Source organism: Novosphingobium jiangmenense, from assembly GCF_015694345.1.
Taxonomy (GTDB): domain Bacteria; phylum Pseudomonadota; class Alphaproteobacteria; order Sphingomonadales; family Sphingomonadaceae; genus Novosphingobium; species Novosphingobium jiangmenense.
Genome location: NZ_JADQDC010000002.1, coordinates 357,650 through 380,806, shown reverse-complemented (window position 1 = coordinate 380,806; position 23,157 = coordinate 357,650). Strand labels below are relative to the sequence as shown.

28 protein-coding genes are annotated in these 23,157 nt (G+C 63.1%); 12 read left to right on the top strand and 16 right to left on the bottom strand.

Annotated elements, in window-relative coordinates:
- Positions 1–32 precede the first annotated feature (32 nt).
- The 5 genes from I2488_RS04400 to queA all read left to right on the top strand — a co-directional run bounded on the left by I2488_RS04400 (position 33) and on the right by queA (position 3,570).
- Positions 33–296: an exodeoxyribonuclease VII small subunit gene (locus I2488_RS04400; protein WP_196274590.1), complete on the top strand. Its 264-nt coding sequence runs from the start codon at positions 33–35 to the stop codon at positions 294–296.
- A gap of 14 nt (positions 297–310) precedes the next feature.
- Positions 311–1,207 carry a polyprenyl synthetase family protein gene (locus tag I2488_RS04395; RefSeq protein ID WP_196274589.1) on the top strand — a complete coding sequence of 299 codons (897 nt, stop codon included), beginning with the start codon at positions 311–313 and terminating at the stop codon, positions 1,205–1,207.
- The gene (coaD, locus tag I2488_RS04390) at positions 1,207–1,719 is read left to right on the top strand and encodes a pantetheine-phosphate adenylyltransferase (RefSeq protein ID WP_196274588.1); all 513 of its coding nucleotides are present in this window, start codon (positions 1,207–1,209) and stop codon (positions 1,717–1,719) included. Before I2488_RS04395 ends, coaD begins: the two co-directional genes overlap by 1 nt.
- Positions 1,720–1,816: 97 nt before the next feature.
- Complete coding sequence (locus I2488_RS04385) at positions 1,817–2,497, top strand: peptidylprolyl isomerase (RefSeq protein WP_196274587.1); 681 nt, start codon at positions 1,817–1,819, stop codon at positions 2,495–2,497.
- Between the two features lie 41 nt (positions 2,498–2,538).
- Positions 2,539–3,570 (top strand): tRNA preQ1(34) S-adenosylmethionine ribosyltransferase-isomerase QueA, encoded by a 1,032-nt coding sequence (gene queA / locus I2488_RS04380; RefSeq protein WP_196274586.1) that lies wholly within the window; start codon positions 2,539–2,541, stop codon positions 3,568–3,570.
- 16 nt (positions 3,571–3,586) lie between these two features.
- Here queA and I2488_RS04375 read toward each other — a convergent pair whose 3' ends face one another.
- Positions 3,587–4,606, bottom strand: a complete 1,020-nt coding sequence (locus I2488_RS04375) for a hypothetical protein (RefSeq protein ID WP_196274585.1) — start codon at positions 4,604–4,606, stop codon at positions 3,587–3,589.
- Positions 4,603–5,643, bottom strand: a complete 1,041-nt coding sequence (locus tag I2488_RS04370; RefSeq protein WP_196274584.1) for a GNAT family N-acetyltransferase — start codon at positions 5,641–5,643, stop codon at positions 4,603–4,605. Before I2488_RS04370 ends, I2488_RS04375 begins: the two co-directional genes overlap by 4 nt.
- Positions 5,644–5,867: 224 nt before the next feature.
- Between I2488_RS04370 and I2488_RS04365 the strand changes: the two genes are divergently transcribed.
- Complete coding sequence (locus tag I2488_RS04365; protein ID WP_196274583.1) at positions 5,868–7,058, top strand: cytochrome P450; 1,191 nt, start codon at positions 5,868–5,870, stop codon at positions 7,056–7,058.
- Here the strand turns inward: I2488_RS04365 and I2488_RS04360 are convergent.
- Positions 7,055–7,837, bottom strand: a complete 783-nt coding sequence (locus I2488_RS04360; RefSeq protein WP_246465472.1) for a TSUP family transporter — start codon at positions 7,835–7,837, stop codon at positions 7,055–7,057. The genes I2488_RS04365 and I2488_RS04360 overlap by 4 nt on opposite strands.
- A gap of 62 nt (positions 7,838–7,899) precedes the next feature.
- Between I2488_RS04360 and tgt the strand changes: the two genes are divergently transcribed.
- Positions 7,900–9,024, top strand: coding sequence for a tRNA guanosine(34) transglycosylase Tgt (gene tgt / locus I2488_RS04355; protein WP_196274582.1), 1,125 nt, complete (start codon positions 7,900–7,902; stop codon positions 9,022–9,024).
- On the opposite strand, the gene I2488_RS04350 is transcribed toward tgt, so the two are convergent.
- Positions 9,021–9,218 (bottom strand): hypothetical protein, encoded by a 198-nt coding sequence (locus I2488_RS04350; RefSeq protein ID WP_196274581.1) that lies wholly within the window; start codon positions 9,216–9,218, stop codon positions 9,021–9,023. The two genes, tgt and I2488_RS04350, sit on opposite strands and share 4 nt — an antisense overlap.
- Positions 9,219–9,366: 148 nt before the next feature.
- A complete protein-coding gene (rpsD, locus tag I2488_RS04345; protein ID WP_039331270.1) occupies positions 9,367–9,978 on the bottom strand; it encodes a 30S ribosomal protein S4 in 612 nt (203 codons plus the stop codon).
- A 246-nt stretch (positions 9,979–10,224) separates the two neighbouring features.
- Between rpsD and I2488_RS04340 the strand changes: the two genes are divergently transcribed.
- On the top strand, positions 10,225–10,485 hold the full coding sequence (locus I2488_RS04340; protein ID WP_196274580.1) for a chorismate mutase: 261 nt from the start codon (positions 10,225–10,227) through the stop codon (positions 10,483–10,485).
- A 2-nt stretch (positions 10,486–10,487) separates the two neighbouring features.
- On the opposite strand, the gene I2488_RS04335 is transcribed toward I2488_RS04340, so the two are convergent.
- Genes I2488_RS04335 through rpiB form a run of 5 tightly spaced genes read right to left on the bottom strand, consistent with a single transcriptional unit; the run spans position 10,488 to position 13,684 of the window.
- Positions 10,488–11,240, bottom strand: a complete 753-nt coding sequence (locus I2488_RS04335; RefSeq protein ID WP_196274579.1) for an RNA methyltransferase — start codon at positions 11,238–11,240, stop codon at positions 10,488–10,490.
- 2 nt (positions 11,241–11,242) lie between these two features.
- On the bottom strand, positions 11,243–11,707 hold the full coding sequence (gene nrdR / locus I2488_RS04330) for a transcriptional regulator NrdR (protein ID WP_196274578.1): 465 nt from the start codon (positions 11,705–11,707) through the stop codon (positions 11,243–11,245).
- A gap of 4 nt (positions 11,708–11,711) precedes the next feature.
- A complete protein-coding gene (locus I2488_RS04325) occupies positions 11,712–11,918 on the bottom strand; it encodes a hypothetical protein (protein WP_196274577.1) in 207 nt (68 codons plus the stop codon).
- A 4-nt stretch (positions 11,919–11,922) separates the two neighbouring features.
- Positions 11,923–13,233, bottom strand: a complete 1,311-nt coding sequence (gene glyA, locus I2488_RS04320) for a serine hydroxymethyltransferase (protein WP_196274576.1) — start codon at positions 13,231–13,233, stop codon at positions 11,923–11,925.
- Between the two features lie 13 nt (positions 13,234–13,246).
- A complete protein-coding gene (gene rpiB / locus I2488_RS04315) occupies positions 13,247–13,684 on the bottom strand; it encodes a ribose 5-phosphate isomerase B (RefSeq protein WP_196274575.1) in 438 nt (145 codons plus the stop codon).
- Positions 13,685–13,883: 199 nt separating this feature from the next.
- On the opposite strand from rpiB, the gene I2488_RS04310 reads away from it, so the two are divergent.
- Both I2488_RS04310 and I2488_RS04305 read left to right on the top strand, forming a co-directional pair.
- The gene (locus I2488_RS04310; RefSeq protein WP_196274574.1) at positions 13,884–15,176 is read left to right on the top strand and encodes a flavin-dependent oxidoreductase; all 1,293 of its coding nucleotides are present in this window, start codon (positions 13,884–13,886) and stop codon (positions 15,174–15,176) included.
- Positions 15,173–15,628: a DUF3237 family protein gene (locus I2488_RS04305; protein ID WP_196274573.1), complete on the top strand. Its 456-nt coding sequence runs from the start codon at positions 15,173–15,175 to the stop codon at positions 15,626–15,628. The genes I2488_RS04310 and I2488_RS04305 overlap by 4 nt, the downstream gene beginning before the upstream one ends.
- A gap of 9 nt (positions 15,629–15,637) precedes the next feature.
- Here the strand turns inward: I2488_RS04305 and I2488_RS04300 are convergent, their stop codons facing one another.
- The 4 genes from I2488_RS04300 to I2488_RS04285 form a co-directional block, all read right to left on the bottom strand.
- Entirely contained in the window at positions 15,638–16,243 is a 606-nt protein-coding gene (locus tag I2488_RS04300; protein WP_196274572.1) for a DUF2059 domain-containing protein, read from the bottom strand.
- A 14-nt stretch (positions 16,244–16,257) separates the two neighbouring features.
- The gene (gene rpoD, locus I2488_RS04295) at positions 16,258–18,261 is read right to left on the bottom strand and encodes an RNA polymerase sigma factor RpoD (RefSeq protein WP_196274571.1); all 2,004 of its coding nucleotides are present in this window, start codon (positions 18,259–18,261) and stop codon (positions 16,258–16,260) included.
- Between the two features lie 64 nt (positions 18,262–18,325).
- Positions 18,326–20,188, bottom strand: coding sequence for a DNA primase (gene dnaG / locus I2488_RS04290; protein ID WP_196274570.1), 1,863 nt, complete (start codon positions 20,186–20,188; stop codon positions 18,326–18,328).
- Positions 20,189–20,195: 7 nt separating this feature from the next.
- A complete protein-coding gene (locus I2488_RS04285) occupies positions 20,196–20,651 on the bottom strand; it encodes a GatB/YqeY domain-containing protein (RefSeq protein ID WP_196274569.1) in 456 nt (151 codons plus the stop codon).
- A gap of 160 nt (positions 20,652–20,811) precedes the next feature.
- Here I2488_RS04285 and carA point away from each other — a divergent pair, with 160 nt between their 5' ends.
- Together carA and I2488_RS04275 are read left to right on the top strand one after the other, a co-directional pair.
- Positions 20,812–21,987 carry a glutamine-hydrolyzing carbamoyl-phosphate synthase small subunit gene (carA, locus tag I2488_RS04280; protein ID WP_196274568.1) on the top strand — a complete coding sequence of 392 codons (1,176 nt, stop codon included), beginning with the start codon at positions 20,812–20,814 and terminating at the stop codon, positions 21,985–21,987.
- Positions 21,984–22,397 (top strand): hypothetical protein, encoded by a 414-nt coding sequence (locus tag I2488_RS04275; RefSeq protein WP_196274567.1) that lies wholly within the window; start codon positions 21,984–21,986, stop codon positions 22,395–22,397. Before carA ends, I2488_RS04275 begins: the two co-directional genes overlap by 4 nt.
- A 66-nt stretch (positions 22,398–22,463) precedes the next feature.
- Here the strand turns inward: I2488_RS04275 and I2488_RS04270 are convergent, their stop codons facing one another.
- Both I2488_RS04270 and I2488_RS04265 read right to left on the bottom strand, forming a co-directional pair.
- Positions 22,464–22,877 (bottom strand): PIN domain-containing protein, encoded by a 414-nt coding sequence (locus tag I2488_RS04270; protein WP_196274566.1) that lies wholly within the window; start codon positions 22,875–22,877, stop codon positions 22,464–22,466.
- On the bottom strand, positions 22,874–23,140 hold the full coding sequence (locus tag I2488_RS04265; protein ID WP_246465471.1) for a FitA-like ribbon-helix-helix domain-containing protein: 267 nt from the start codon (positions 23,138–23,140) through the stop codon (positions 22,874–22,876). Before I2488_RS04265 ends, I2488_RS04270 begins: the two co-directional genes overlap by 4 nt.
- Positions 23,141–23,157 lie beyond the last annotated feature (17 nt).

Sequence of the window (23,157 nt, the reverse complement as noted above, 5' to 3'; positions counted from 1 at the left end):
CCGCGCCCCATGGCCCCGTCAATGCTGCCCCAATGGGAACCGGACCTGACATTGCATCAAATCTCGCTGGCCTCAGCTTCGAAGAGGCGCTGAAGGAACTCGAAACCGTCGTTCGGCGGCTGGAAAGCGGCGATGCCCCGCTGGATGAATCCATCGATCTCTACGCCCGCGGCGATGCCTTGCGAGCGCACTGCCAGGCGCGCCTCGATGCGGCGCAGGCACGGATCGAGGCCATCGTCGCCGACCGTGACGGAAAGCCGCAGGGCCTGCGCCCGTTCGACGAAACCCAGGGTTGATCGGAGCACCCGCCATGGCCGAAACCGGTCTGCTCAAGCCTGCGCTGAAGGCCATCGCCGAAGACATCGACAAGAGCTTCGACCTGCTCCTGCCCGTTCCCGGTGACCCGCGCGACCGGCTGGTCGAGGCCATGCGCTATGCCACCATCGGCGGCGGCAAGCGCGTCCGCCCACTACTGGTCTGCGCAACCGCCTCGTTGTTCGGCGTGTCCCGAGATGCCGCCGTGCGCGTCGGCACCGCGGTCGAGGCGATCCACGTCTATTCGCTGATCCACGACGATCTGCCCTGCATGGACAACGACGCCCTGCGTCACGGCAAGCCCACCGTCCACCTCGCGTTTGACGATGCCGCCGCCGTCCTCGCAGGCGATGCGCTCCACGATTTCGCGTTCGAGGTCCTGTCCGATCCCGCCACCAGCGGCGATCCGTTCACCCGCATCGAACTGATCCGGACGCTCGCCACCGCCAGCGGCATGAACGGCATGTGCGGCGGGCAGATGATGGACATCGTCGCCGAGACCTCCAGCTTCGATCTCCCCACCGTCACCCGCCTGCAGCAGCTCAAGACCGGCGCGCTCCTGTCGGCCTCGGTGGAAATGGGCGCAATCCTCGGCAAGGTGCCGCCCGAAGGCCGCACGCACTTGCGGGGCTACGCCCGCGACATCGGCCTCGCCTTCCAGATCGCCGACGACCTGCTCGATGCCGAGGGCGACGAAGCCGCCGCCGGCAAGGCGCTCCGCAAGGACGAGGCCCAGGGCAAGGAAACCTTCCTGTCGCTGCTCGGTGCCGAACGCGCCCGCGAACAGGCCCGCATTCTGGTTGATCAAGCGATCGAGTTTCTGGCGAGCTACGGCCCCGAAGCCGATCTCCTGCGCGAACTGGCGCGCTTCATTGTCGAGAGGAATCACTGATGGTGCAGCGCATCGGCGTCTATCCGGGCACGTTCGACCCGATCACGCTAGGCCACCTCGACATCATCCGGCGCGGCGCCAAGCTGGTCGACAAGCTGATCATCGGCGTCACCACCAATCCGTCGAAGAACCCGATGTTCACGCCGGAAGAGCGCATGGCCATGGTCACCCGCGAAGTGGCCGAGCAGGGCATCGACAACGTCGAGGTCGTCGGCTTCAACGCCTTGCTGATGAAGTTCGCCCGCGCCCAGGGCGCCTCGGTGATCGTGCGCGGCCTGCGCGCGGTGGCTGACTTCGAATACGAATACCAGATGGCCGGCATGAACCAGCAGCTCGATTCGGAAATCGAGACCGTGTTCCTTATGGCCGACGTCAGCCTGCAGCCGATCGCCTCGAAGCTCGTCAAGGAAATCGCGCTGTTCGGTGGCGAGATTGCCGATTTCGTGACCCCGACCATCCGTGACGAGGTCGTTGCCCGGGTAGAGCAGCGCGGTCGCCTCGGCGACTACTGACCCGTCTTCTTTCCAGACATAGAACGGCAATCGTTCATTGCAGGGACAGCGCGAGAAGCCTATCGGCGCTGCAGACTATCCGGAGTTCGACTGTTCCATGGTTTCGCGCTTTCTCACCGCACTCGCGCTTGGCGCTGCCCTGATTGCCTCGCCTGCCATGGCCAAGGACAAGCAGGAAGAAGCTGCCGCGCCCGCGCCAAAGCCCCTGAACTATGTCGTCAACGCCGATCAGACAGTTGACCGCGAGAACATCGTCTATCTCGATCTGTCGAACGGTGGCCGCGTCGCCATCCGCCTTATGCCCGAATGGGCGCCCAATCACGTCGAGCGGATCAAGACTCTGGTGCGTCAGGGCTTCTACAACGGCATCATCTTTCACCGCGTGATCGATGGGTTCATGGCGCAGACTGGTGACCCGACCGGTACCGGGCAGGGCGGTTCACCGCTCCCGGATCTCACGGCTGAATTCAACGCGATCCCGCACGTCCGCGGCTCGGTCTCGATGGCCCGCACGAACGAGCCGAACACGGCCAACAGCCAGTTCTTCATCGTGTTCTATCCGCGCTTCGCGCTGGATCACAAGTACACGAACTTCGGCCGCGTGATCGCCGGGATGGACTACGTTGACGCGATCGTGCGTGGCGAACCGCCGCAGAACCCGACCAGGATCGTCCAGGCATCGATTGCCGCTGACAACAAGGCAGCCCCGGCGCCCGTCGCGCCAGCAGCGCCTGCCGCAATCACGGCCGACATGCTCAGCAATTCTAAGTCAAACTAAGGGGTCTCGAATCCTCGCCCGATTGCGGCTAGGGCGCGCCCATGCGCGTTGACCTTTTCGACTTCGAACTGCCTCAGGAAAACATTGCCCTGCGTCCGGCTCGGCCTCGCGATTCCGCGCGGTTGCTTGGCGTGGGGGCGGAAGGCGCGTTCAGGGACCTGACCGTGCTCGACCTGCCGTCGTTGCTCAACCCCGGCGACGTGCTGGTGTTCAACGATACGCGCGTCATTCCCGCCCAACTCGAAGGTCAGCGTGGCGAAGCCCGTATCGGCGCCACCCTCCACAAGCGCATTGACCTGCGCCGTTGGCAGGCTTTCGTCCGCAACGGCAAGCGCCTGCGCGAGGGCGACGAGATCCGCTTCGGCGCTGGCGTCACCGCTCACGCCGAAAGCCGCTTTGCCGATGGCAGCTGGACCCTGTTCTTCCCCGGCGAAGAGCCGGTCGAAGTCCTGCTCGAGCGGGCAGGGCAGATGCCGTTGCCGCCCTACATCGCAGGCAAGCGACCGACGGACGAGCAGGATCGTGAAGACTACCAGACCATGTTCGCGGCCAAGGACGGGGCCGTCGCCGCCCCCACCGCCGCGCTCCACTTCACCCCGCGCCTGATGGAAGCGATTGCGGCCCGAGGCATCTGCACCGAAACCCTCACCCTGCACGTGGGCGCCGGTACGTTCCTGCCGGTGAAGGCCGACGACACCGCGGATCACCAGATGCACGCCGAATGGGGCACGATCGACGCCGCCACGGCAGATCGCCTCAATGCGGCGCGCGCGGCGGGAAATCGCGTGATCGCCGTCGGCACCACCTCACTCCGCCTGCTCGAAAGCGCAGCGGGCGAGGACAAGGTCATCCGCCCGTTTGAAGGCGACACCTCGATCTTCATCACCCCCGGCTACACCTTCCGCGCCATCGACGGGCTGATGACCAACTTCCACCTGCCCAAATCTACGCTGTTCATGCTGGTCAGCGCGCTGATGGGGCTGGATCGGATGCAGGCGGCCTATGCCCACGCCATCGCGCATGGCTACCGCTTCTACAGCTATGGCGATTCCAGCTTGCTGCTGCCTGCGTGAACAAGCCTGCCGGTTTTCAGACGGGCTGATCTTCCTCCCGCTGAAATCTGAACTCCAGTATCTCGCTTTCGAAGGAGATGGCCCTGCAACGCCTCCGAAAGTCGAGCAGCCCTTCGCCGGTCTTGCCGTCATGCAGGTGGGGATAGAACGAGCCCAGAATCACCCGGCCATTCGGGTTCCGCTCCCACGCATCCTTGAAGGCCTGGATCGTCAGCCACCACGCCGGGCTGGGCTGCATATGCGTTGCCGCCCCGGCGGCGTAGTAGCGATCACTGCCGAAATCGACATGGTATTGCGTTGCCAGCGCCTCGCTCCCTGATGCGGCAGTGAACATCACGGTCGAGGTCCGCAGCGTAGCCGTGGACAGGATGAGGCTCAGAACCTGTCGCAACTCGGCCAGCCGACGCCCCTTGCGGTGTGGCTGGCGATGCAACTGCAGGACAAATCGTCCGATTGCCCGCCAGATGCCGCGGCCAGACGTGGCGACGAGTTCGAGATCGTGCCTTGTCTCGGCACGGCGGCATTCGTTGCGGATGCCCGGCTTGAGGTCGTAGAGATACTCGTTCCAGCTCCCATACCGGCTGAAATCCACGGCCTGGACCGCGTAAGGCTTCGCATCGGTAATGCTCACGCCCGAGACAAGACCAAGCTCTGACGCTCTGCTAGGTGAGACCGAACTTGATGGGCCATAGCGATAGGTGCCGCTGCCAATGTGCTCCAGCACCGCAGACAACGCAGGCGCCCACCACATTTCCTGTCCCGGAAACAGCAGCAGCCTCTCGCGCAAGGTGTGAATATTGTCGCGGGAATGCACGATGCACAGCCCCGCTTCCTGTCCGCTCGCCAGCAGCTTCAGCACGCGGACCTTGGCGCCACGCGCCCGCTGCGACCGGCGCCAGATGGACAGGCGCCGATGTGCTAGCAGGTAACTCCCTCTCGCCGACTGGATGGCCGTGTCCCACTCCGTGGCGGAGACTGCACCCCAGTCGATCTCTTCAACCCTGAAACTGGGCGCATTGCGGGGCAGGGCGCTCATCGTGCCATAGCCCTGCGCAAGCCGTTCCGGTACAGGCGTGACAGCCATCGCCTGACGTCCCTCATGTAGAGTTTTGGTAAAGCCATCAAGCCAGGGACGCTATTGGCGAACGTAACGGTGAAGCTTGGGGCAAACTCGTCGATCCATCGCATCTTGTAGGGATCATGGGTGATCCGGAAGTCGAAATCGCAGCCTTGCTCGATAGCGCGCGCAACGCACAGGCCGGTCAGGACGTGTCCGGGCGAATGCTGTGCGTAAACAGGATCGTATGCGGTCACCATGTAGTCGTGGACCTTGCCTTCCAGGCACAATCCACCAGCCACCAGCCGAGCGCCTTTCCAGATCGCATGTCCCGCCAGTCCCGTCTGCGGATCGGCCATCGCGGCCTTGGCGAACCGGCGTGCCTGCGGAGTCTGCAGCCAGGAACTCCGCGCCGTCCGTTCCGAGAGCCACTGACACTTCAGTTCGAACAACTGGTCCACGAAATCGTCGATCTCGGCGAGTTCGACCTTGCCGAAACGCACGTCCCCAAGCGCGGCCAAGCGGCGTTTCTGCCAGCGCCAGCCCTGTCGGAAGCTTCGCGTTCTGCCGGCAAGCCACCGGTCCCACGAACCAGCCTCGCTGCATCGCGCTACCGGTGAGAGAACAAGCGCAGCGTGCGCCCGCCAGCCCTTCGCCGCCCGCACCAACGGCGATTCCGGACTGACATTGGTGGCATGAAGGACATCGCAAAGCCCACGCGCCGTCTTCAGCATCGCAGTGATGGCGGCATCATCGCAAGCCAGAGGCCCGGCATACTCCTCCGACGAGCCGTTGCCGACATGCCGTGCGATCTTGCGCCCGCTTTCGTTCACCAGCCACATGGGCCAGATGCCGCAGAGTTTACCCTCTTTCCGTGCTGTCACGAACGCTGGCGAGGCGTTTTCCGGCAAGGCGAGCGAGAGGGCCAGCAGACAATAAGCGGGGCTCGTCGACTGCAATCCGCTGCCATGCCTTGCGTGCAATTCTTCCCATTCTGCCCGGATTCCAGGCAGCATGGATGGTTCGCGAAGAACAGTTACATCCAAGGCGCAGCCCCCCGCCGCATTGCCCAGCCACGTTTCTCGTTGTGAGAAATGTTTTGTCGCTGTCAAGCAACGGCTTGTCGTTTTTGTGGCTGCCCTTCCTGTCTCGACTGCTTCGTTCGCATGCCTGCCACAAAGCGCAGTTTGCGGTCCTCTCCGGTCCATTAGCCTGCAAGCAGAGAATACGGGAGGATAGCATGATTCCGGCACACGTTCCGGCCGACCGCGTGGTCGATTTCGATATCTTCAATCCGCCGGGCGTGGAGAGCGATTACTTCGCGGCGTGGAAGACTTTGCTGGACGGTCCCGGTCTGGTGTGGACCACGGCCAACGGCGGCCACTGGATCGCGGCGCGCGGAGACGTTGTACGCGAGCTGTGGGGCGATGCCGAAAGGCTGTCCAATCAATGCCTTGCGGTGACGCCAGGGCTGGGGGAAGTCATGCAGTTCATCCCGCTGCAGGAGGACGGAGCGGCACACAAGGCCTATCGCACCCCGGTGATGAAAGGCCTCGCCTCCCGCTTCGTCGTCGCGCTCGAACCCAAGGTGCGCGAAGTGGCCCGTGAACTCATCCAAGGCCTGCGTCCGCGCGGAAAGTGCGATTTCGTCAGCGATTTCGCCGAAATCCTGCCCCTGAACATTTTCCTCACCCTGATCGACGTCCCTCTCGAAGACCGCCCGCGCCTGCGCCAGCTCGGCGTCCAGCTCACGCGCCCCGACGGATCGATGACGGTGGAGCAGCTGAAGCAGGCCGCCGACGACTACCTCTGGCCCTTCATCGAGAAGCGCATGGCTCAGCCCGGCGACGACCTGTTCAGCCGCATCCTGTCCGAACCGGTCGACGGCAGGCCGTGGACCGTGGACGAGGCGCGGCGCATGTGTCGCAATCTTCTGTTCGGTGGACTCGACACAGTCGCTGCGATGATCGGGATGGTTGCGTTCCATCTGGCAAGGCATCCCGAGGACCAGAAATGGATGCGCGATCACCCCGGAGAGTTGCCCGGAGTTGCCGATGAGTTGATGCGGAGATACCCGACAGTTGCCGTGAGTCGCAATGCAGTTGGAGATATCCGGATTGACGGCGTCACCATCCGGACAGAGGACCTCGTCTACCTCCCCAGCGTGCTCCATAACCTTGATCCGAAAAGCTTTTCCGCGCCGGAGGAGGTCCGTTTCGACCGTGGCATGGCCCCGATCCGCCACACCACGATGGGCGTCGGCGCCCACCGCTGCGTCGGCGCAGGCCTTGCGCGGATGGAAGTGATTGTATTCCTTGAAGAATGGCTCGCGGGCATGCCCGAGGTCAGGCTCGATCCGAACAAGCCGGTCACCATGAAGGGCGGCAACGTCGGTGCCTGCACCGCGATCCCGCTGGTCTGGAATCCCTAGGAAAACCAACCCCATACAAGGCGAGCCGTAAGTCCGATGCTGACCACCACCAGCAGCGGACGGATAACCTTCGCGCCGAATTTCGTGGCGTAGTGCGAGCCAATCCACGCCCCGGTCATCGCGCCAGCGCCCATGCATAGGCCGAGGATCCACATCGCCTGCCCGCCGATGCTGAACACGATCACACTGGCTATGTTGCTGGTGACGTTGAGGAATTTCGTAAGCCCAGTCGCGCGTGTCAGTCCCATGCCGCGCAAGCCGACCAGCGTCGTCGCGAAGAACTGCCCGGCGCCGGGGCCGAAGAATCCATCGTAGAACGCAACGCCCGCCCCCACCGGCATGTAGCCGCGTTCTGACAGATGTCCCTTGCGATCTTCGTCGGTCATGCCGGGCGAGAAGACGGTGTAGAGGGCTACTGAAATCAGCAATACAGGCACGACCAGCTTGAGGACATCGGCGCTAAGGTGCTGAATCGCCAATGATCCTGCCATCGCTCCGGCAAAGACCAGTGCCGCGGTCGGTGCGCTCTTGCGGAAGCTGAACAGGCCCGCCTTGTGGTAACGCCACGTCGCCATCGAAGTGCCGCACATCGACTGGATCTTGTTGGTGCCGAGCACGACATGCGGGGGCAGGGGGGTGGACAGCAGCACCGGCATCATCACCAGCCCGCCGCCGCCCGCCACGGCGTCGATGAAGCCCGAGAGCACCGCAACGCACGTCAGCGCCGGATAGAACCAGAGGTCGAGGTGGGCGGGTTCAAGCAACAGCAGGTCTGGCATTTGCGCGCTTTGGCGATTGCGCCTAAGGGCCGCAACACTCTTTTTGCCGAGATTGCCGCACGATGACCCGCTTTGCCTTCGATATCCACGCCACCGACGGAAAGGCGCGCATCGGGACTATCCGCATGATGCGCGGCGACATTCGCACGCCCGCGTTCATGCCGGTCGGCACCGCTGCGACGGTCAAGGCAATGAAGATGGAAGACGTCCGCGCCAGCGGGGCCGACATCATCCTCGGCAACACCTACCACCTGATGCTGCGCCCCGGAGCCGAACGCGTTGCGCGGCTTGGCGGTTTGCACAAGTTCGGCGGGTGGGATCGCCCGATACTGACCGACAGCGGCGGGTATCAGGTGATGAGCCTTTCGGACCTGCGCAAGATCACCGAGGAGGGCGTGACCTTTGCCAGCCACCTCGACGGATCGCGCCATCTGCTGAGCCCGGAACGTTCGATGGAGATCCAGCGGCTGCTGGGCTCCGACATCGTCATGTGCTTCGACGAGTGCCCCCGCGCCGATCAGCCACGCGATGTCATTGCCAGGTCGATGGAAATGTCGATGCGCTGGGCAAGGCGCAGCCGCGACGCTTTTGATGCTGGTGGCGAACATGCCGAACGTGCGGCGCTGTTTGGCATCCAGCAAGGTGCGCTCGATGAAGGCCTGCGCAAATACAGTGCCGATGCTCTGACCGACATCGGTTTTGATGGTTACGCCATCGGCGGCCTGGCCGTGGGCGAGGGGCAAGAGGCGATGTTCGCGACCCTCGACTTTGCGCCGCAGCAGCTGCCGGCTGACCGTCCGCGCTACCTCATGGGTGTCGGCAAGCCGGACGACTTGGTGGGAGCGGTCGAGCGCGGCGTCGACATGTTCGACTGTGTGCTGCCCACACGTTCTGGGCGAAACGGGCAGGCGTTCACCTGGAATGGTCCGCTCAACATGCGCAACGCGAAGCATGCCGAAGACACTTGTCCGCTTGACGAGCGTTGCCCATGCCCGACCTGCACGAAGTACAGCCGCGCCTACCTGCATCATCTGCACAAGTCGGGTGAGATGCTCGGTGCGATGTTGCTGACGGAACACAACCTGTGGTTCTATCAGCAGCTGATGGCAGGCATGCGGGCGGCAATCGCCGAAGGACGCTTCGCTGCCTTTGCTGCAGATTTCCGGCGGAACTATTTCGCGCGCTAGGCGGCGATACCCTCTGACCCTTCATGCATGATGGGGTCATGCGTCTCAAGCCGCGTGTCCCTGTACGCGTAGAACTCGCCAGTACGCTCATCCAGAAAGCCTGCGCCGATGGCGAAGGCCTGCTTCTGTGCCGTAAGCAGGTCCGGATACCATTTGCCGATGCGATGTGGGGTGACGAAACGATAGAGAGGCATGCCTCTCCAATGGCCAGAACCCTTGCGGGTTCCCCGCAGATCCGCAAATTTCAGCCGCGAAACGACACGTAACATCCTGTTTGCAAATATGAAAAAGGCGGAGCTTGCGCCCCGCCTCTTCCGTGTTTCGCAGTGGTTGGAAAACCGATCAGCGCGAGTAGAATTCGACGACCAGGTTCGGTTCCATCTTCACCGGATAAGGCACTTCGTCCAGCGTCGGAACGCGGGTGAAGGTGGCCTTGTCGCCTTCGGCGGCGACGTAGTCGGGAACTTCACGCTCGGGCAGCGACTGCGCTTCGGCGATGAGGGCCATTTCCTTGGCCTTCTTGCCGAGGCTGATCACGTCGCCGGGGCGAACGCGACGCGAAGCGATGTTGCACTTCACGCCATTGACGTAGATGTGACCGTGCGAAACGACCTGACGGGCCGAGAAGATGGTCGGCGCGAACTTGGCGCGATACACGACCATGTCGAGGCGCTGTTCGAGCAGGCCGATCAGGTTCTGACCGGTGTCGCCCTTCATCTTCGACGCTTCCTGGTAGGTGCGCTTGAACTGCTTCTCGGTCACGTCGCCGTAGTAGCCCTTGAGCTTCTGCTTTGCGCGGAGCTGGATGCCGAAGTCCGAGACCTTGCTCTTGCGGCGCTGGCCGTGCTGGCCGGGGCCATACGAGCGGCGGTTCACCGACGACTTGGGACGGCCCCAGATGTTCTCGCCAAGACGGCGGTCAATTTTGTACTTGGATGCCTTGCGCTTGGACATGCGCTGCCTTTCAATCTGCATTGCACCGGCAATGCGCCGATGCTTCAAGTCCCGGACACGCACCACTTTGCCGATTGCGAAGTGCGGCCACCGCTTCACCGGGAGTGCAGGGCCAATTGCGAAGCTCGGCCAAGAACAGAGAATTAGGGCTTTGTCAAGGGCACCAGCCATAGACAGGGCGGCGAATCTGGAGTGCAATCGAGAATGATGCACGAGAGGCCGCCTCGTCCCGACCAGTCACAACCGTTGGAAAGCGTTTCCGACGGGGTGGAGTCGATCGACCTGCAGATACTTTCCCTTTTGTCACAACGGTTTGGTTTGGCTGCCGAAGCTGGTGGTGCGACAGCGGCTTCGGATGATCAGCGCAAGATGCAGCTTTCGCTGATTCGCAGGCGTGCTTTTGAACTCGGCATTCCGGTCGCCCTCGTCACGGATTTCTGGGACCGCCTGATGGATGCCTCGGAAGCCATCCAGGCACAACGAAGCAATCGCGCGATCAACGACTGAAGTCAGTTGCGCGGTTCGTCGCCTGGCTTCGAGCCTTCCTTGCGGCGAAGTGCGCTCAGCACGCCCCGCATCGTCCGCACCTCGAGATGGTTCCAGCCGGGCTTGGTCAGCATCGTGCGCAAGGTGCGGCGGGTTGCTGCAGCGCGAGCTTCGGGTTCGAAGTAGCCGCGCGGCTCCAGCATGGTGCACAGCTGTTCGAACATGCCCTCGAACTCCTCCTGCGGGGCAGGGGGCAGCATGTCCTCGACCGTGGGTTGCACGAGATCGACGTGCTTGGACCATTCGTAAGCGCACAGGATCACGGCTTGGGCGAGGTTCAGCGAACCGAACTCGGGGTTGATCGGCACGGTGATGATGGCGCGGGCAAGCGCGACGTCGTCGGTCTCGAGGCCGGAGCGTTCGGGGCCGAAGATGATCGCGCTGCGGCCCGGCGCTGCGATGACGTCCTTCGCGGCCTGTTCCGGGGTCAGCACCGGCTTGGTAACGCCCCGCTTGCGCACGGTCGTGGCGTAGACGTGGGAGCAATCGCTGACCGCCTCAGCCAGCGTTTCAAAGACTTGTGCGTTCTCAAGCACCCTGTCGGCACCAGCGGCGGCTGGGCCTGCTGACGGGTTGGGCCAGCCATCGCGCGGAGAAACCAGCCGCATTTCGACGAGCCCGAAGTTCAGCATGGCGCGCGCGGCCTTGCCGATATTCTCGCCCAGCTGTGGACGGACCAGCACGATGACCGGTTGACGCTGCTCGGCTTCACTCATGATCAGGTGCGCCCACTCACTTCCTGAACGCTCGAGGCGAATTCCTCGAAGTCGCGCGCCTCGGTGAAGTCGCGATAGACGCTGGCGAAGCGGATGTAGGCGACGCTGTCGAGCTGGCGCAGCCCTTCCATCACCATTTCGCCGATCATCTTGGACGGAACTTCGGCGTCGCCCATCGTCTCGATCTGGCGCTGGATGCCCGAAACGAGCTGATCGAGCCGTTCTTGCGTCACCGGGCGCTTGCGGCAGGCGAGCGAGACCGATTGTTCGATCTTGGAACGGTCAAACGGCTCGCGCCGCTCTCCGCTCTTGACCACGACGACCTCGCGCAACTGCACGCGCTCGAACGTGGTGAACCGCGCCCCGCAGCCTTCGCACTGGCGGCGCCGGCGGATCGAGGTGTTGTCCTCGCTCGGCCGGCTGTCCTTTACCTGGCTGTCATCGTGGGCGCAGAACGGGCATCTCATGCGATCAGCGCTTGATCCGCTGCCAGAAGGCGAAGCCTGCGCCGACGGCGAGGCCGAGGGGGAGTGAAACGACCGGGAGGAGCGCACCGGCGACGGCACCGATCGCCGCACCGGTCAGCACCGGCTTGGTCGATGGGTGGGCCATGCCCTGCTTGGCCATGCCGGAGATTTCCTCCTTGGCGCGGGCGGCGAGATCGTCCTGGTCGTTCATAGGCTTACAGCTCCGGATAGATCGGGAACTGCGCGCAAAGCTCCGCCACGCGATCGCGCACGCGCTGTTCGACCTGACCATCGCCCTCTTCACCGTTGCGTGCAAGACCGTCGACCACTTCGACGATCAGCTTGCCGATGGTGCGGAACTCTTCCTCGCGGAAACCGCGGGTGGTGCCCGCCGGCGTGCCGAGGCGAATGCCCGAGGTGACGAAGGGCGAGCGCTTGTCGAACGGCACGCCGTTCTTGTTGCAGGTGAGCCAGGCGCGATCGAGACCCTTTTCGGCAGCCTTGCCGGTGACGTCCTTGGGCGTCAGGTCGACCAGCATCAGGTGGTTGTCGGTCCCGCCCGAAACGATGCCGAGACCTGCGTCCTTGATGCTTTCGGCCAGAGCCTTGGCATTGCTGACGATCTGGTGGGCATAGGCCTTGAATTCCGGACGCAGCGCCTCGCCGAAGGCGACAGCCTTGCCGGCGATGACGTGGACCAGCGGGCCGCCCTGCATGCCGGGGAACACGGCGGTGTTGAACTTCTTGGCGAGATCCTCGTCATTCGTCAGGATCACGCCCGAACGCGGACCGCGCAGCGACTTGTGCGTGGTGGTGGTGACCACGTGGGCGTGCGGGAACGGCGAGGGGTGCGCGCCACCGGCGACGAGGCCGGAGATGTGCGACATGTCGACCAGCAGCCACGCACCGATTTCATCGGCAATGGCGCGGAAGGCAGCCCAGTCCCAGGTGCGCGAATAGGCGGTGCCACCGGCGATGATCAGCTTGGGCTTGTGCTCGCGGGCGAGGCGGGCAACCTCGTCCATGTCGATCAGGTGATCGTCCGGGCGCACGCCATAGGGGATCACGTTGAACCACTTGCCGCTCATGTTGACCGGCGAACCGTGGGTGAGGTGGCCGCCCGAGTTGAGGTCAAGGCCCATGAAGCTGTCGCCCGGCTGAAGCAGGGCGAGGAACACGGCCTGGTTCATCTGGCTGCCCGAGTTGGGCTGGACGTTGGCGAAGTTGCAGCCGAACAGCTTCTTGGCGCGCTCGATCGCAAGATTCTCGACGATGTCGGCGTACTCGCAGCCACCGTAGTAGCGCTTGCCCGGGTAGCCTTCGGCATACTTGTTGGTGAAGACCGAGCCGGTCGCCTCGAGCACGGCGCGGCTGGTGATGTTTTCCGAAGCGATCAATTCGATCTTGGTCTGCTGGCGGTGCAGTTCGCCCTTGATCGCGGCGAAGACCTCAGCATCTGCCGTCTCGAGATGCTCGGTAAAGAAGCCGGCTTTACGGATTTCCGGCGCTGTCGTGGCGGTGGTCATCTCTGTGGCTCCTTCAGATTGCGGGGTTGGAAAGCTTTTCGACGCGGCCAGCATGGCGGCCACCGCCGAATTCGGTGGAGAGGAAAGCATCGAGGCAGGCCTTGGCCATGTCCACGCCAGTCAGGCGTGCGCCCATGGCGATGACGTTGGCATCGTTGTGCTCGCGGGCGAGAGCGGCTGAAAGCGGCTCGGAAACCAGGGCGCAGCGGCAGGCCGGTTCGCGGTTGACGGCAATCGAGATGCCGATGCCGGAGCCGCACAGCGCGACCCCGCGCTCCGCGATGCCTTCCGCGATGACCGACGCAAGTTTGTAGCCGTAGTCGGGATAGTCCACCCGGTCGGCGGTCTCAGGTCCAAGATCGGCAACTTCGTGGCCGAGGCCGATCAGGTACTCGCTCAACTCGGCCTTGAGGTCGACGGCGGCATGATCGGAAGCGATGGCGATACGCATGGGGATCGTTACTCGACAGCGGTATTCGGGGATTCGTTGGCGCGCCTTTAGGCTCTTGCAGCGCAACAAGCCACCGCAAATCGCGGGGGGAAATCTGCCCGATGGGGCTCATCCTAACAGGTGGGAGCTTCGTGCCGGTTGCGGGCGGCGCTCCGTGCGCCTAGAGCCGCCAAATTCGGGATCGGACAGGGTTGGCGGAATGCGCGGGGAACATGTGCTCATAGCAGGCGGCGGCATCGGCGGGCTGACGCTTGCACTGACGTTGCACCAGATCGGCGTCACCTGCACGGTGTTCGAATCCGTGCGCGAACTGAAGCCGTTGGGCGTCGGCATCAACCTGCAACCCAACGCGGTGCGCGAACTCGAGGACCTCGGGATCGGCGAGGCGGAGATGGACGCGGTCGGTATTCCCGCGCGTGAATGGGCGCTGGTTGGGCTCAATGGTCGCGAAATCTATTCGGAGCCGCGCGGCAAGCTCGCCGGCTATAACTGGCACCAGTATGCCGTGCACCGTGGCGAGTTCCACATGATGCTCTACCGCAAGGTTATCGAACGGCTGGGCGAGCATGCGGTGCGGCTGGGCAGCAAGGTGACCGGCTATCGCAAGGCGAGTGATGGCGGCGTCACCGCATTCGTCGAAGATCGATCCGGGTCGGTCGAAGAAGTGAACGGGACGCTGCTGTTCGGTGCAGATGGCATCCACTCCTCGATCCGCGCGCAGATGCATCCGGATCAGCCCCCGATCCACTGGGGCGGCACGATCATGTGGCGTGGAACGGCCAAGGGGGTGCCGATTCGCTCTGGTTCGTCGTTCGTCGGCCTCGGCACGAGTCGGCATCGCGTGGTGATCTACCCGATCTCGCACCCGGACGCCGATGGCCTGTCCGACATCAACTGGATCGCCGAACAGACCTTTGACACCAGTCACGATTGGTCGAAGTCCGGCTGGTTCCGCCCGGTCGGGCTGGCCGAGTTCGCGCACGAGTTCGACGGCTTTGTCTACGACTGGCTCGATCTGCCTGCGCTCTTGGCGAAATCGGACGTGGCCTACGAGAACCCCATGATCGACCGCGATCCCCTGCCGACTTGGGTCGATGGACCGGTTGCACTGATGGGGGATGCGGCGCATCCGATGTACCCCACGGGATCCAACGGCGCGTCCCAGGCGATCGTCGATGCACGGCAGATCGGGCGGATCATGATCGAGCAGGGTGTCGCAGCCGAGGCACTGGCGCAGTTCGACGCAGAGTTCTGCGGCCCCATTGGCCAGGTCGCCATGCGCAATCGCGGGGCAGGGCCATTCGGTCTGCTCAACATGGTCGACGAGCGTTGCGGCGGACAGTTCGAGAACATCGACGATGTCATACCGGCAGCCGAGCGCAGCGCCTTCATGCTGGCCTATCAGCAGGCAGCGGGTTTTGCGAAAGACAAGCTGAACGCCGCCCCCCGGACGATACCTGAAGGCGCAAAAGTAGCGCGGGTGCCTGCGTGACGATTTCGCTGAGCCACGCAACCGACCTCGTTGTCGAACTCTCGCGCCCGCATGAGATGGGCGATTGTCCGCCCGGCGTGCGCCGGATCATTCCGATCGTGGGCGGCAGTGCCAGTGGGCCGCTGCTGTCGGGCCGGATCTTGCCGATAGGCGCGGACTGGCAAACTGTCTCGACCGACGGGATCGCTGACCTCGACGCGCGCTATGCTATCGAGACCGCCGAGGGCGCTGTGATCGAAGTGATCAGCCAGGGCATCCGCCATGCCTCGGCAGACGTTCACGCGCGCATCGCGGCGGGTGAACAGGTCGGTCCTCGCGAATACTATATGCGCACAGCCATCCGGCTGGAAAGCGGCCATCCGGAATACCGCTGGGTAAACCGCGCGCTGTTCCTTGCCCATGGCGGCAAGGTTGCGAACACGGTCCGCCTTTCGGTTTATAGGGTCGATTGAGCGAAGTTCTCAGCTACCTGACGACGGCTTGGGCGGATTCTTCGCAAAATATGCCGTAAGATCGCGGACGATCGCATCGCGCATCTTGTCGATCGTGGGCATGAGCTCGCGCATGTAGGCTTCGTTCGCGGCCCGGAAGCTCGGATCGCTCAGGACGGCGGAATTGCGCAGGAAGAAATGCTGGCCTGCTGGCGTGTCCGCAAAAGCCTTGAGTTCGGTGAGTTCGGCAAGGGAGAACTCACGCGAATAGGCTTGCGCCATGGCATCCATCAGCGCTGGAATGTGCCCGTTCAGAATGGTCTTGCTTTCGCCAATGAAGCTGTCGACCTTTGCGTTCACCAGCTTTTCTGCGCCGGGATCGTTCTTCAGCGATGACAACATGGTCGAACGCATCTGCACGAGCATCGCGTCAATGGCGTTGCTGAAGATCGCTTCGCGTTTGTCGACCGGATAGCCAGTGGCGATGATCTGCCGCGCTACCTCCAGCTTCGCAGGATCAAGCGCGTCGGATGGTGGCGCTGTGGATGCTGCCGGCTCGGCAGCCGTGGCGGCAGGAACGACAATGGCCGACAGCATTACGCTGCCGGCCATTGCGAAGGTCTTGAACAAGGTCATTCGTGTTCGCTTGCTCACTGATCCAGGAACGAGCGCATCTTGCGCGAGCGTGACGGGTGCTTGAGCTTGCGCAGCGCCTTGGCTTCGATCTGACGGATGCGTTCGCGGGTCACCGAGAACTGCTGGCCGACTTCTTCCAGCGTGTGATCGGTGTTCATGCCGATGCCGAAGCGCATGCGCAGCACGCGTTCCTCGCGCGGGGTGAGGCTGGCAAGGACGCGGGTGACCGTTTCCTTGAGGTTTGCCTGGATTGCCGCGTCCACCGGGATGATCGCGTTCTTGTCCTCGATGAAATCGCCGAGGTGCGAATCTTCCTCGTCGCCAATCGGCGTTTCCAGAGAGATCGGTTCCTTGGCGATCTTCATCACCTTGCGAACCTTCTCGAGCGGCATCGACAGACGCTCGGCCATTTCCTCGGGCGTCGGCTCGCGGCCCTGCTCGTGCAGGAACTGGCGGCTGGTGCGGACCAGCTTGTTGATCGTCTCAATCATGTGGACCGGGATGCGGATCGTGCGGGCCTGGTCCGCGATCGAGCGCGTGATCGCCTGCCTGATCCACCAGGTGGCATAGGTCGAGAACTTGTAGCCGCGGCGGTACTCGAACTTGTCGACCGCCTTCATCAGGCCGATGTTGCCTTCCTGAATGAGGTCGAGGAATTGAAGCCCACGGTTGGTGTACTTCTTGGCGATCGAGATCACGAGGCGCAGGTTTGCCTCGACCATTTCCTTCTTGGCGATGCGCGCCTCGCGTTCGCCCTTCTGGACCATGTTGACGATGCGGCGGAATTCGCCGAGCGACATGCCGGTTGCAGCGGCAATGTCAGCGATTTCGGCGCGGATGCGCTCGACCGGAGTGGCCTCGTTCGCGGCAAACGCAGCCCACTTCTTGTCGCGACCGGCCAGCGCCTGCAGCCAGCCGTCGTCGAGCTCGTGCCCGACGTACATGTCGAGGAAGTCCTTGCGCGGCACCTTGTGGCGCTCGGCCAGGCGCAGCATCTGGCCGCCAAGCGTCGTCAGGCGGCGGTTGAAAGCGTAGAGGTTGTCGACGAGGTATTCGATCTTCGATGCGTGGAACTGCACTGATTCCACTTGCGCGGTCAGGTCTTCGCGCAGCTTCTGGTACTGCGTTTCCTTGGCGGCAGGGAAATCGTTGCCATTGCCAAGGGCATCGAGGCGTTCGGCCTGAATCTTTTCGAAGGCGCGGAACAGCGAGGTGATTTCAGCGAATCGCTCAAGGGCGGCAGGCTTGAGCTGTGCTTCCATCTGGGCGAGGCTGAGGGTGTTGTCCTCTTCCTCTTCCTCGGCCGGCCGGGCGCGGCGCTCACGCAGTTCGTCGTCCTCGTCGTCGGAGGCTTCCTCCTCCTCGACGTCTTCCTCTTCCTTGAAGGTAGGGCCGGCGGTCGCCTCGCTGATTTCGGGCTCGGCTTCCTCGCCGTCTTCGGACAGGTTCTCGGGCTGCGGTTCCTTGGAAAGCATCGCGTCGAGATCGAGAATCTCGCGCAGTTGCATCTCCCCGGCATTCAGCGCGTCGGACCACTGGATGATTGCGTGGAAGGTGATCGGGCTTTCGCATAGCCCCATGATCATTGTGTCGCGACCGGCTTCGATGCGCTTGGCGATGGCGATTTCGCCCTCGCGGCTGAGCAGTTCGACCGCGCCCATCTCGCGCAGGTACATGCGCACAGGATCGTCGGTGCGCTCAACCGTTTCCTTGCGCTTGATGACGTCGGGGCGATCCTCGACGGTTTCGGCCTCGTCAAGCTCGTCGTCCTGCGCACGCTCTTCGGGATCGACCGCGTCCTCGTCACTCTCGACGATGTTGACGCCCATTTCCGAGATCGCGGCCATGATGTCCTCGATCTGCTCGGAAGACATCTGGTCCTGGGGCAGGGCCTCGTTCAGCTCGTCATAGGTGATGATCCCGCGGCGCTTGGCGCGCGCGATCAGCTTCTTGATCGATGCATCGTTGAGGTCGATCAGCGGAGCATCGCCGCTATCGGTCTTGTCGTTCGAAGCCATTTAACCCCGGTACCACCATCTGAGAGCCGGGCCTTGGCAGACCCGGTTGCGCCTATTGCTATAATTATAACGCAGCACGAGCACGGCCCATTTGCCCCAAACGGGCAAGCAATGCCAGCCTTCGCTGCAACAATCTCTGCTGCTCGGCAAAGCTTTCGTCGGAAAACTCCGCTTCGTGGCGTTTTGTCGCAGCTCCCAGCGCCTCTTCGACGGCTGGTAGCTCGACAAGGAGGGCAATTGCCTCGGCAAGTTCATCGCCTGCCGAATCACCACCGCTGCCAAGAAAGCCGAATCGCATTCCGGCGTAGTCCTGCGCCGACGGGAGCCGAAGCCCTCGTTCCAGCAATATGGTGCGCAAGGCCTTGCTTTCAAGCGGTTGGGCACCATCCGCCTGGACGAGGAGCGCATCGATCAATGCGCAAGTGTCTGGATTGTCTGGCTGAAGTCGCGCGAGCGCGTCGGAATGCCGCGCAATATGCTGCGGGTGGCAGATCAGTCCATCGATCACTGCGGCGAGCAGGCTGGTGCTTGGCCCTGTGCCGATGCGCAGCATCCGGGCCTTGTCCTGTTCGGCGAGCGGGGGAGGGGCAGGCTTCCACAGCTGACCCTGGCCGCGAGGTGCATTGCCTTGCCGGGATTGGAACGGCGCGCGTTCCTTGCGAGCAAAGGCGAGTTCGCCGAAACGCTCGGTCAATTCGCGGCGGTAGAGCGACTTGATGTCGGGATGCTGGATCGTCTCGCAGTGCGCGAGCAGGCGGGCCTTGAGACCTGCCTTGTCCTCCGGGGTCGCGAGCGGCGCAGCATCGCGCTCGGCTTCCCACAGCACGTCGACGAGGCTGCGGGCCTCTGCCAGCAGCTGTTCCATTGCTGCGGACCCCTGCTTCTTGACGACGTCGTCCGGGTCCATGCCTGCGGGCAAGGTGACGATGCGCAATGAGTGGCCGGGGCGCAGCAAGGGCAGGGCGCGGGTGATGGCGCGCATCGCGGCACGCTGCCCGGCGCTGTCGCCGTCGAAGCACAGCGTCGGCGTCTCGACGAGGCGCCACAGACGTTCGATCTGATGCTCGGTCAAGGCGGTGCCGAGCGGGGCGACAGCCTCGCCAATTCCGGCTGCAGCAAGAGCGACGACATCCATGTAGCCTTCGACCACAACCACCCGCCCGCTCTGGCGTGAGGCAGGACCAGCGCGGTGCAGGTTGTAGACGGTGCGGCCCTTGTCAAAGAGCGGCGTGTCTGGCGAGTTGAGGTACTTTGGCGCGTCCGTTTTTTCAGCCGTCAGGATACGCCCACCGAACGCAATCACCCGCCCGCGCGGGTCCAGGATCGGCAGCATCAGGCGTCCGCGAAAGCGGTCATAGGGTTCCTTGCCCTCGACCACGATCCTCAGCCCTGCCTCGATCAGCATCTCGTCGGAGAATCCGGACAGCGCTTCCTTCAGCGCGGTGCGGCTGTCCGGCGCGAAGCCGAACCCGAAGTCCCGCACGATCTGCGCCGGGAACCCGCGCGAGGCGAGATAACGCCGGGCCTCGCTGCCGCGCTCTTCGGCCAGGCAACGCACGAAGAAGTCCTGCGCCGCCTGCATCACATCGTGCAATGACTTCTGCTGCTCGGCCTTCTTCGCCGCGCGCGGATCGGGGGCGGGGACTTCCATGCCGGCCTGCAGCGCCAGTTCCTTGACCGCTTCCATGAAGGGCAGGCCCTGATGGTCGGTCATCCAGCGGATGACGTCGCCATGGGCACCGCAGCCGAAGCAGTGGTAGAAGCCCTTCTCGTCGTTGATCGTGAAGCTGGGCGTCTTCTCGTTATGGAACGGACAGCACGCCTTGAACTCCCGCCCCGCCTTGGTGACGCGAACGCTCCGCCCAATCACGCCCGAGAGCGAGATGCGGGTCCGGAGTTCGTCCAGCCATTGCGGGGTGAGAGCCATGTCGGGATCAGGCCGAAAGCGCCGCCTTCACCAGACCGCTCGCCTTGCCCATGTCTAGCTGCGTCCCGTGCTTTGCCTTCAGTGCGGCAACTACTTTGCCCATGTCCTTCATGCCGGCAGCGCCGGTCTCGGCGATGATTCCGGCGATGGCGGCCTTGGTGTCGTCCTCGCTCATCTGCTGCGGCAGGAATTCCTCGATGACCGCGAGTTCGGCCTTCTCGACGTCTGCCAGTTCCTGCCTGCCACCCTGTTCGTAGAGCGTGATCGATTCGCGGCGCTGCTTGGCCATCTTCTGCAGCACGTCGGTGACCAGCACGTCATCCTCAGGCACCGCCGAGGCCGTGCGCAGTTCGATGTCCTTGTCCTTGAGCTTGGCGAGGATCAGGCGGACGGCGGCGAGGCGGGGTTTGTCGCCCGCTTTCATGGCAGAAACCTGCGCGGCCTTGATGGTATCGCGGATCATGTAATCGTATTTCCCGTGGAGTTGTCCGCCGGAAAGGCGGGAAACCTCCTATCTAGGCCAAACTTTCGGGAATCGCTAGGTTGACGCTGCGGCAATGCAGGTCTAACCGCCGCCCCTTAGCAACATCGCCAGAACCCCTGCCAACGGAGCGCCCCATATCATGGCCGACCCCGCACTTTCGCACGCGCCTCAACCAGATGGTGCGACGGGAGTCCTTGTTTTAGCCGATGGGTCTGTTGCCTGGGGACGTGGTTTCGGCGCTGCCGGCGCAGCCGTTGGCGAGGTGTGCTTCAACACCGCGATGACCGGCTATCAGGAAGTGATGACCGATCCGTCCTACGCGGCGCAGATCGTGACCTTCACTTTCCCGCACATCGGCAACGTCGGCACCAATCCGGAAGACATGGAAAGCCATGACACGCCGGGCGCTGTCGGCTGCGTGGTGCGCGAGGACGTGACCGCTCCGGCCAACTTCCGCGCTGCCGGCACCTTCCAGCAGTGGATGGAAAAGCAGGGCAAGATCGGCATTGCCGGGCTCGACACCCGCGCGCTCACCCGCCGCATCCGCATGAGCGGTGCGCCCAACGCGGTGATCGCGCACGACCCCAAGGGCGAATTCGACATTCCTGCGCTGATCGAGCGCGCGAAAACCTGGCCGGGCCTTGAAGGCATGGACCTTGCCCGCGTCGTCACGCGTGACGGGCAGGAGAGCTGGGAAGGCTCGGTCTGGCACCTCGGCAAGGGCTTCGGCCGCAGCCCCCACGACAGGCGCCCGCATGTCGTCGCTATGGACTTCGGCGCAAAGGACAACATCTTTCGCAATCTTGTGAAGGCGGGCGCGGCGGTGACGGTGGTTCCGGCCGAGACCTCGCTCGAAACGATCCTCGCGCTCCAGCCCGATGGCGTGTTCCTGTCGAACGGTCCCGGCGATCCCGCGGCGACCGGCGCCTATGCCGTCCCGGTGATCCAGAAGCTGCTTGAGGCCGACATGCCGATCTTCGGCATCTGCCTCGGCCACCAGATGCTGGCGCTCGCTGCCGGTGCCCGCACCACCAAAATGCATCAGGGCCATCGCGGCGCGAACCACCCCGTCAAGCGCATGGCAGACGGCGTGGTCGAGATCACCTCGATGAACCACGGCTTTGCGGTGGATAACGCACCGGGCGCGCTGGGCGAGAACGTGATCGAAACGCACGTTTCGCTGTTCGATGGCTCGAACTGCGGCATCGCGGTGAAGGGCAAGCGGGCGTTCGGGGTGCAGTATCACCCGGAGGCTTCGCCGGGGCCGCAGGACAGTTTCTATCTGTTCGAGAAGTTTGTGGGGATGTTGGGGTGACCAATCGGCGTGTTATCCTGATGATGGTGCTGACTTCGGTTCTGTCAGGATACATCGGTTGGTTATACGCCAAGAATGCTAATCCCTATTCAGGTTCTGCAATTCAGATCCGTGGACAGGCATGGAATGAAGCGGCGCCAAAAATAGACGGAACAAGGCTTGAGCAGCACACTCCAACAATGGCTGTCGCCAAGTGCAAGATAGCGAAATTTCAAATTGATTCGGCAACGGAAGGTATGGAGCAGGCGAGTGTCCGGCTTGAGGATATGTCGGCTAGCGAATTCCAATGTTTGCTCGACGAAGCACAAGCGTCTGTGAAAGGTGAGCCCCCTCCATCGCCGCTTTCGAATATGGCCTCTGAGCCTACGTACCGCCCCCTTTATATGACTTTTGAGCCGGTGAACCAATAATGCCCAAACGCACTGACATCTCCTCGATCCTGATCATCGGCGCCGGGCCGTTGACGGACGGGTGTGTCATGCGTTCCACGGATCGATCAGTGCTGCGCCGGTCCAGGCAAAATCACTTTGGTTTCTCGTCGCCACGGGGCAGTCATGGGCAAGTGCGATTGCGGCGATATAGCTGTCGTTTGCAGGGCAGTGTTTGCCAGCAGCCTTCAAGTGTGCGCGCATTGCGCCGTGGGCTTCCGCAGATGATTGGTCAAAGGCAACAATTCGGTCCGAGAATTGTATTGTCAGGTTCGCCAGCCACGCTTCCAATTCCCGGCGCTTGTTCGATTGCGGCAGCTTTTCGCAGCCATAGCGCAGTTCGGCCAGCACTGGCGTTGGTATATAGAGCTTTGACAGGTTTGCGGCGATCCACCGGAGTACCTGCTGGTTTGGGCGAAGGCTGGCGGTCTCGCTCAGCACATTCGTGTCTGCAAGGATCAAAGGTCGAATTCCCGCAGTTCTTCGTTTTCGACTTCATCAAAGACGCCTTCACCCGCGCCGTTGGCAACCTTGATCAAATGGTCAACGAATTCCGCACCGCTCATAGCCTTGATGCGCGCTACATGGGCGTCGTGCGCCTCGGCATAGGTTCGTTCAAGCAGCGCGCGCAATTCGGCCTCCAGCGAACGGCCATTCGCTGCAGCGGCCAGCCGCGCGTTGCGTTTCACCGCGTCGGCAATATTGCGGATCGTCACACTACCCATCGCTTACCTCGACTGAT

Excerpts from the sequence above, each read along its gene's own strand:
- I2488_RS04400 (WP_196274590.1), top strand. The coding sequence starts at position 33 with ATGGGAACCGGACCTGACATTGCATCAAATCTCGCTGGCCTCAGCTTC.
- I2488_RS04395 (WP_196274589.1), top strand. The coding sequence starts at position 311 with ATGGCCGAAACCGGTCTGCTCAAGCCTGCGCTGAAGGCCATCGCCGAA.
- coaD (WP_196274588.1), top strand. The coding sequence starts at position 1,207 with ATGGTGCAGCGCATCGGCGTCTATCCGGGCACGTTCGACCCGATCACG.
- I2488_RS04385 (WP_196274587.1), top strand. The coding sequence starts at position 1,817 with ATGGTTTCGCGCTTTCTCACCGCACTCGCGCTTGGCGCTGCCCTGATT.
- queA (WP_196274586.1), top strand. The coding sequence starts at position 2,539 with ATGCGCGTTGACCTTTTCGACTTCGAACTGCCTCAGGAAAACATTGCC.
- I2488_RS04375 (WP_196274585.1), bottom strand. The coding sequence starts at position 4,606 with ATGAGCGCCCTGCCCCGCAATGCGCCCAGTTTCAGGGTTGAAGAGATC.
- I2488_RS04370 (WP_196274584.1), bottom strand. The coding sequence starts at position 5,643 with ATGCTGCCTGGAATCCGGGCAGAATGGGAAGAATTGCACGCAAGGCAT.
- I2488_RS04365 (WP_196274583.1), top strand. The coding sequence starts at position 5,868 with ATGATTCCGGCACACGTTCCGGCCGACCGCGTGGTCGATTTCGATATC.
- I2488_RS04360 (WP_246465472.1), bottom strand. The coding sequence starts at position 7,837 with ATGCCAGACCTGCTGTTGCTTGAACCCGCCCACCTCGACCTCTGGTTC.
- tgt (WP_196274582.1), top strand. The coding sequence starts at position 7,900 with ATGACCCGCTTTGCCTTCGATATCCACGCCACCGACGGAAAGGCGCGC.
- I2488_RS04350 (WP_196274581.1), bottom strand. The coding sequence starts at position 9,218 with ATGCCTCTCTATCGTTTCGTCACCCCACATCGCATCGGCAAATGGTAT.
- rpsD (WP_039331270.1), bottom strand. The coding sequence starts at position 9,978 with ATGTCCAAGCGCAAGGCATCCAAGTACAAAATTGACCGCCGTCTTGGC.
- I2488_RS04335 (WP_196274579.1), bottom strand. The coding sequence starts at position 11,240 with ATGAGTGAAGCCGAGCAGCGTCAACCGGTCATCGTGCTGGTCCGTCCA.
- nrdR (WP_196274578.1), bottom strand. The coding sequence starts at position 11,707 with ATGAGATGCCCGTTCTGCGCCCACGATGACAGCCAGGTAAAGGACAGC.
- I2488_RS04325 (WP_196274577.1), bottom strand. The coding sequence starts at position 11,918 with ATGAACGACCAGGACGATCTCGCCGCCCGCGCCAAGGAGGAAATCTCC.
- glyA (WP_196274576.1), bottom strand. The coding sequence starts at position 13,233 with ATGACCACCGCCACGACAGCGCCGGAAATCCGTAAAGCCGGCTTCTTT.
- rpiB (WP_196274575.1), bottom strand. The coding sequence starts at position 13,684 with ATGCGTATCGCCATCGCTTCCGATCATGCCGCCGTCGACCTCAAGGCC.
- I2488_RS04310 (WP_196274574.1), top strand. The coding sequence starts at position 13,884 with ATGCGCGGGGAACATGTGCTCATAGCAGGCGGCGGCATCGGCGGGCTG.
- I2488_RS04300 (WP_196274572.1), bottom strand. The coding sequence starts at position 16,243 with ATGACCTTGTTCAAGACCTTCGCAATGGCCGGCAGCGTAATGCTGTCG.
- rpoD (WP_196274571.1), bottom strand. The coding sequence starts at position 18,261 with ATGGCTTCGAACGACAAGACCGATAGCGGCGATGCTCCGCTGATCGAC.
- dnaG (WP_196274570.1), bottom strand. The coding sequence starts at position 20,188 with ATGGCTCTCACCCCGCAATGGCTGGACGAACTCCGGACCCGCATCTCG.
- I2488_RS04285 (WP_196274569.1), bottom strand. The coding sequence starts at position 20,651 with ATGATCCGCGATACCATCAAGGCCGCGCAGGTTTCTGCCATGAAAGCG.
- carA (WP_196274568.1), top strand. The coding sequence starts at position 20,812 with ATGGCCGACCCCGCACTTTCGCACGCGCCTCAACCAGATGGTGCGACG.
- I2488_RS04265 (WP_246465471.1), bottom strand. The coding sequence starts at position 23,140 with ATGGGTAGTGTGACGATCCGCAATATTGCCGACGCGGTGAAACGCAAC.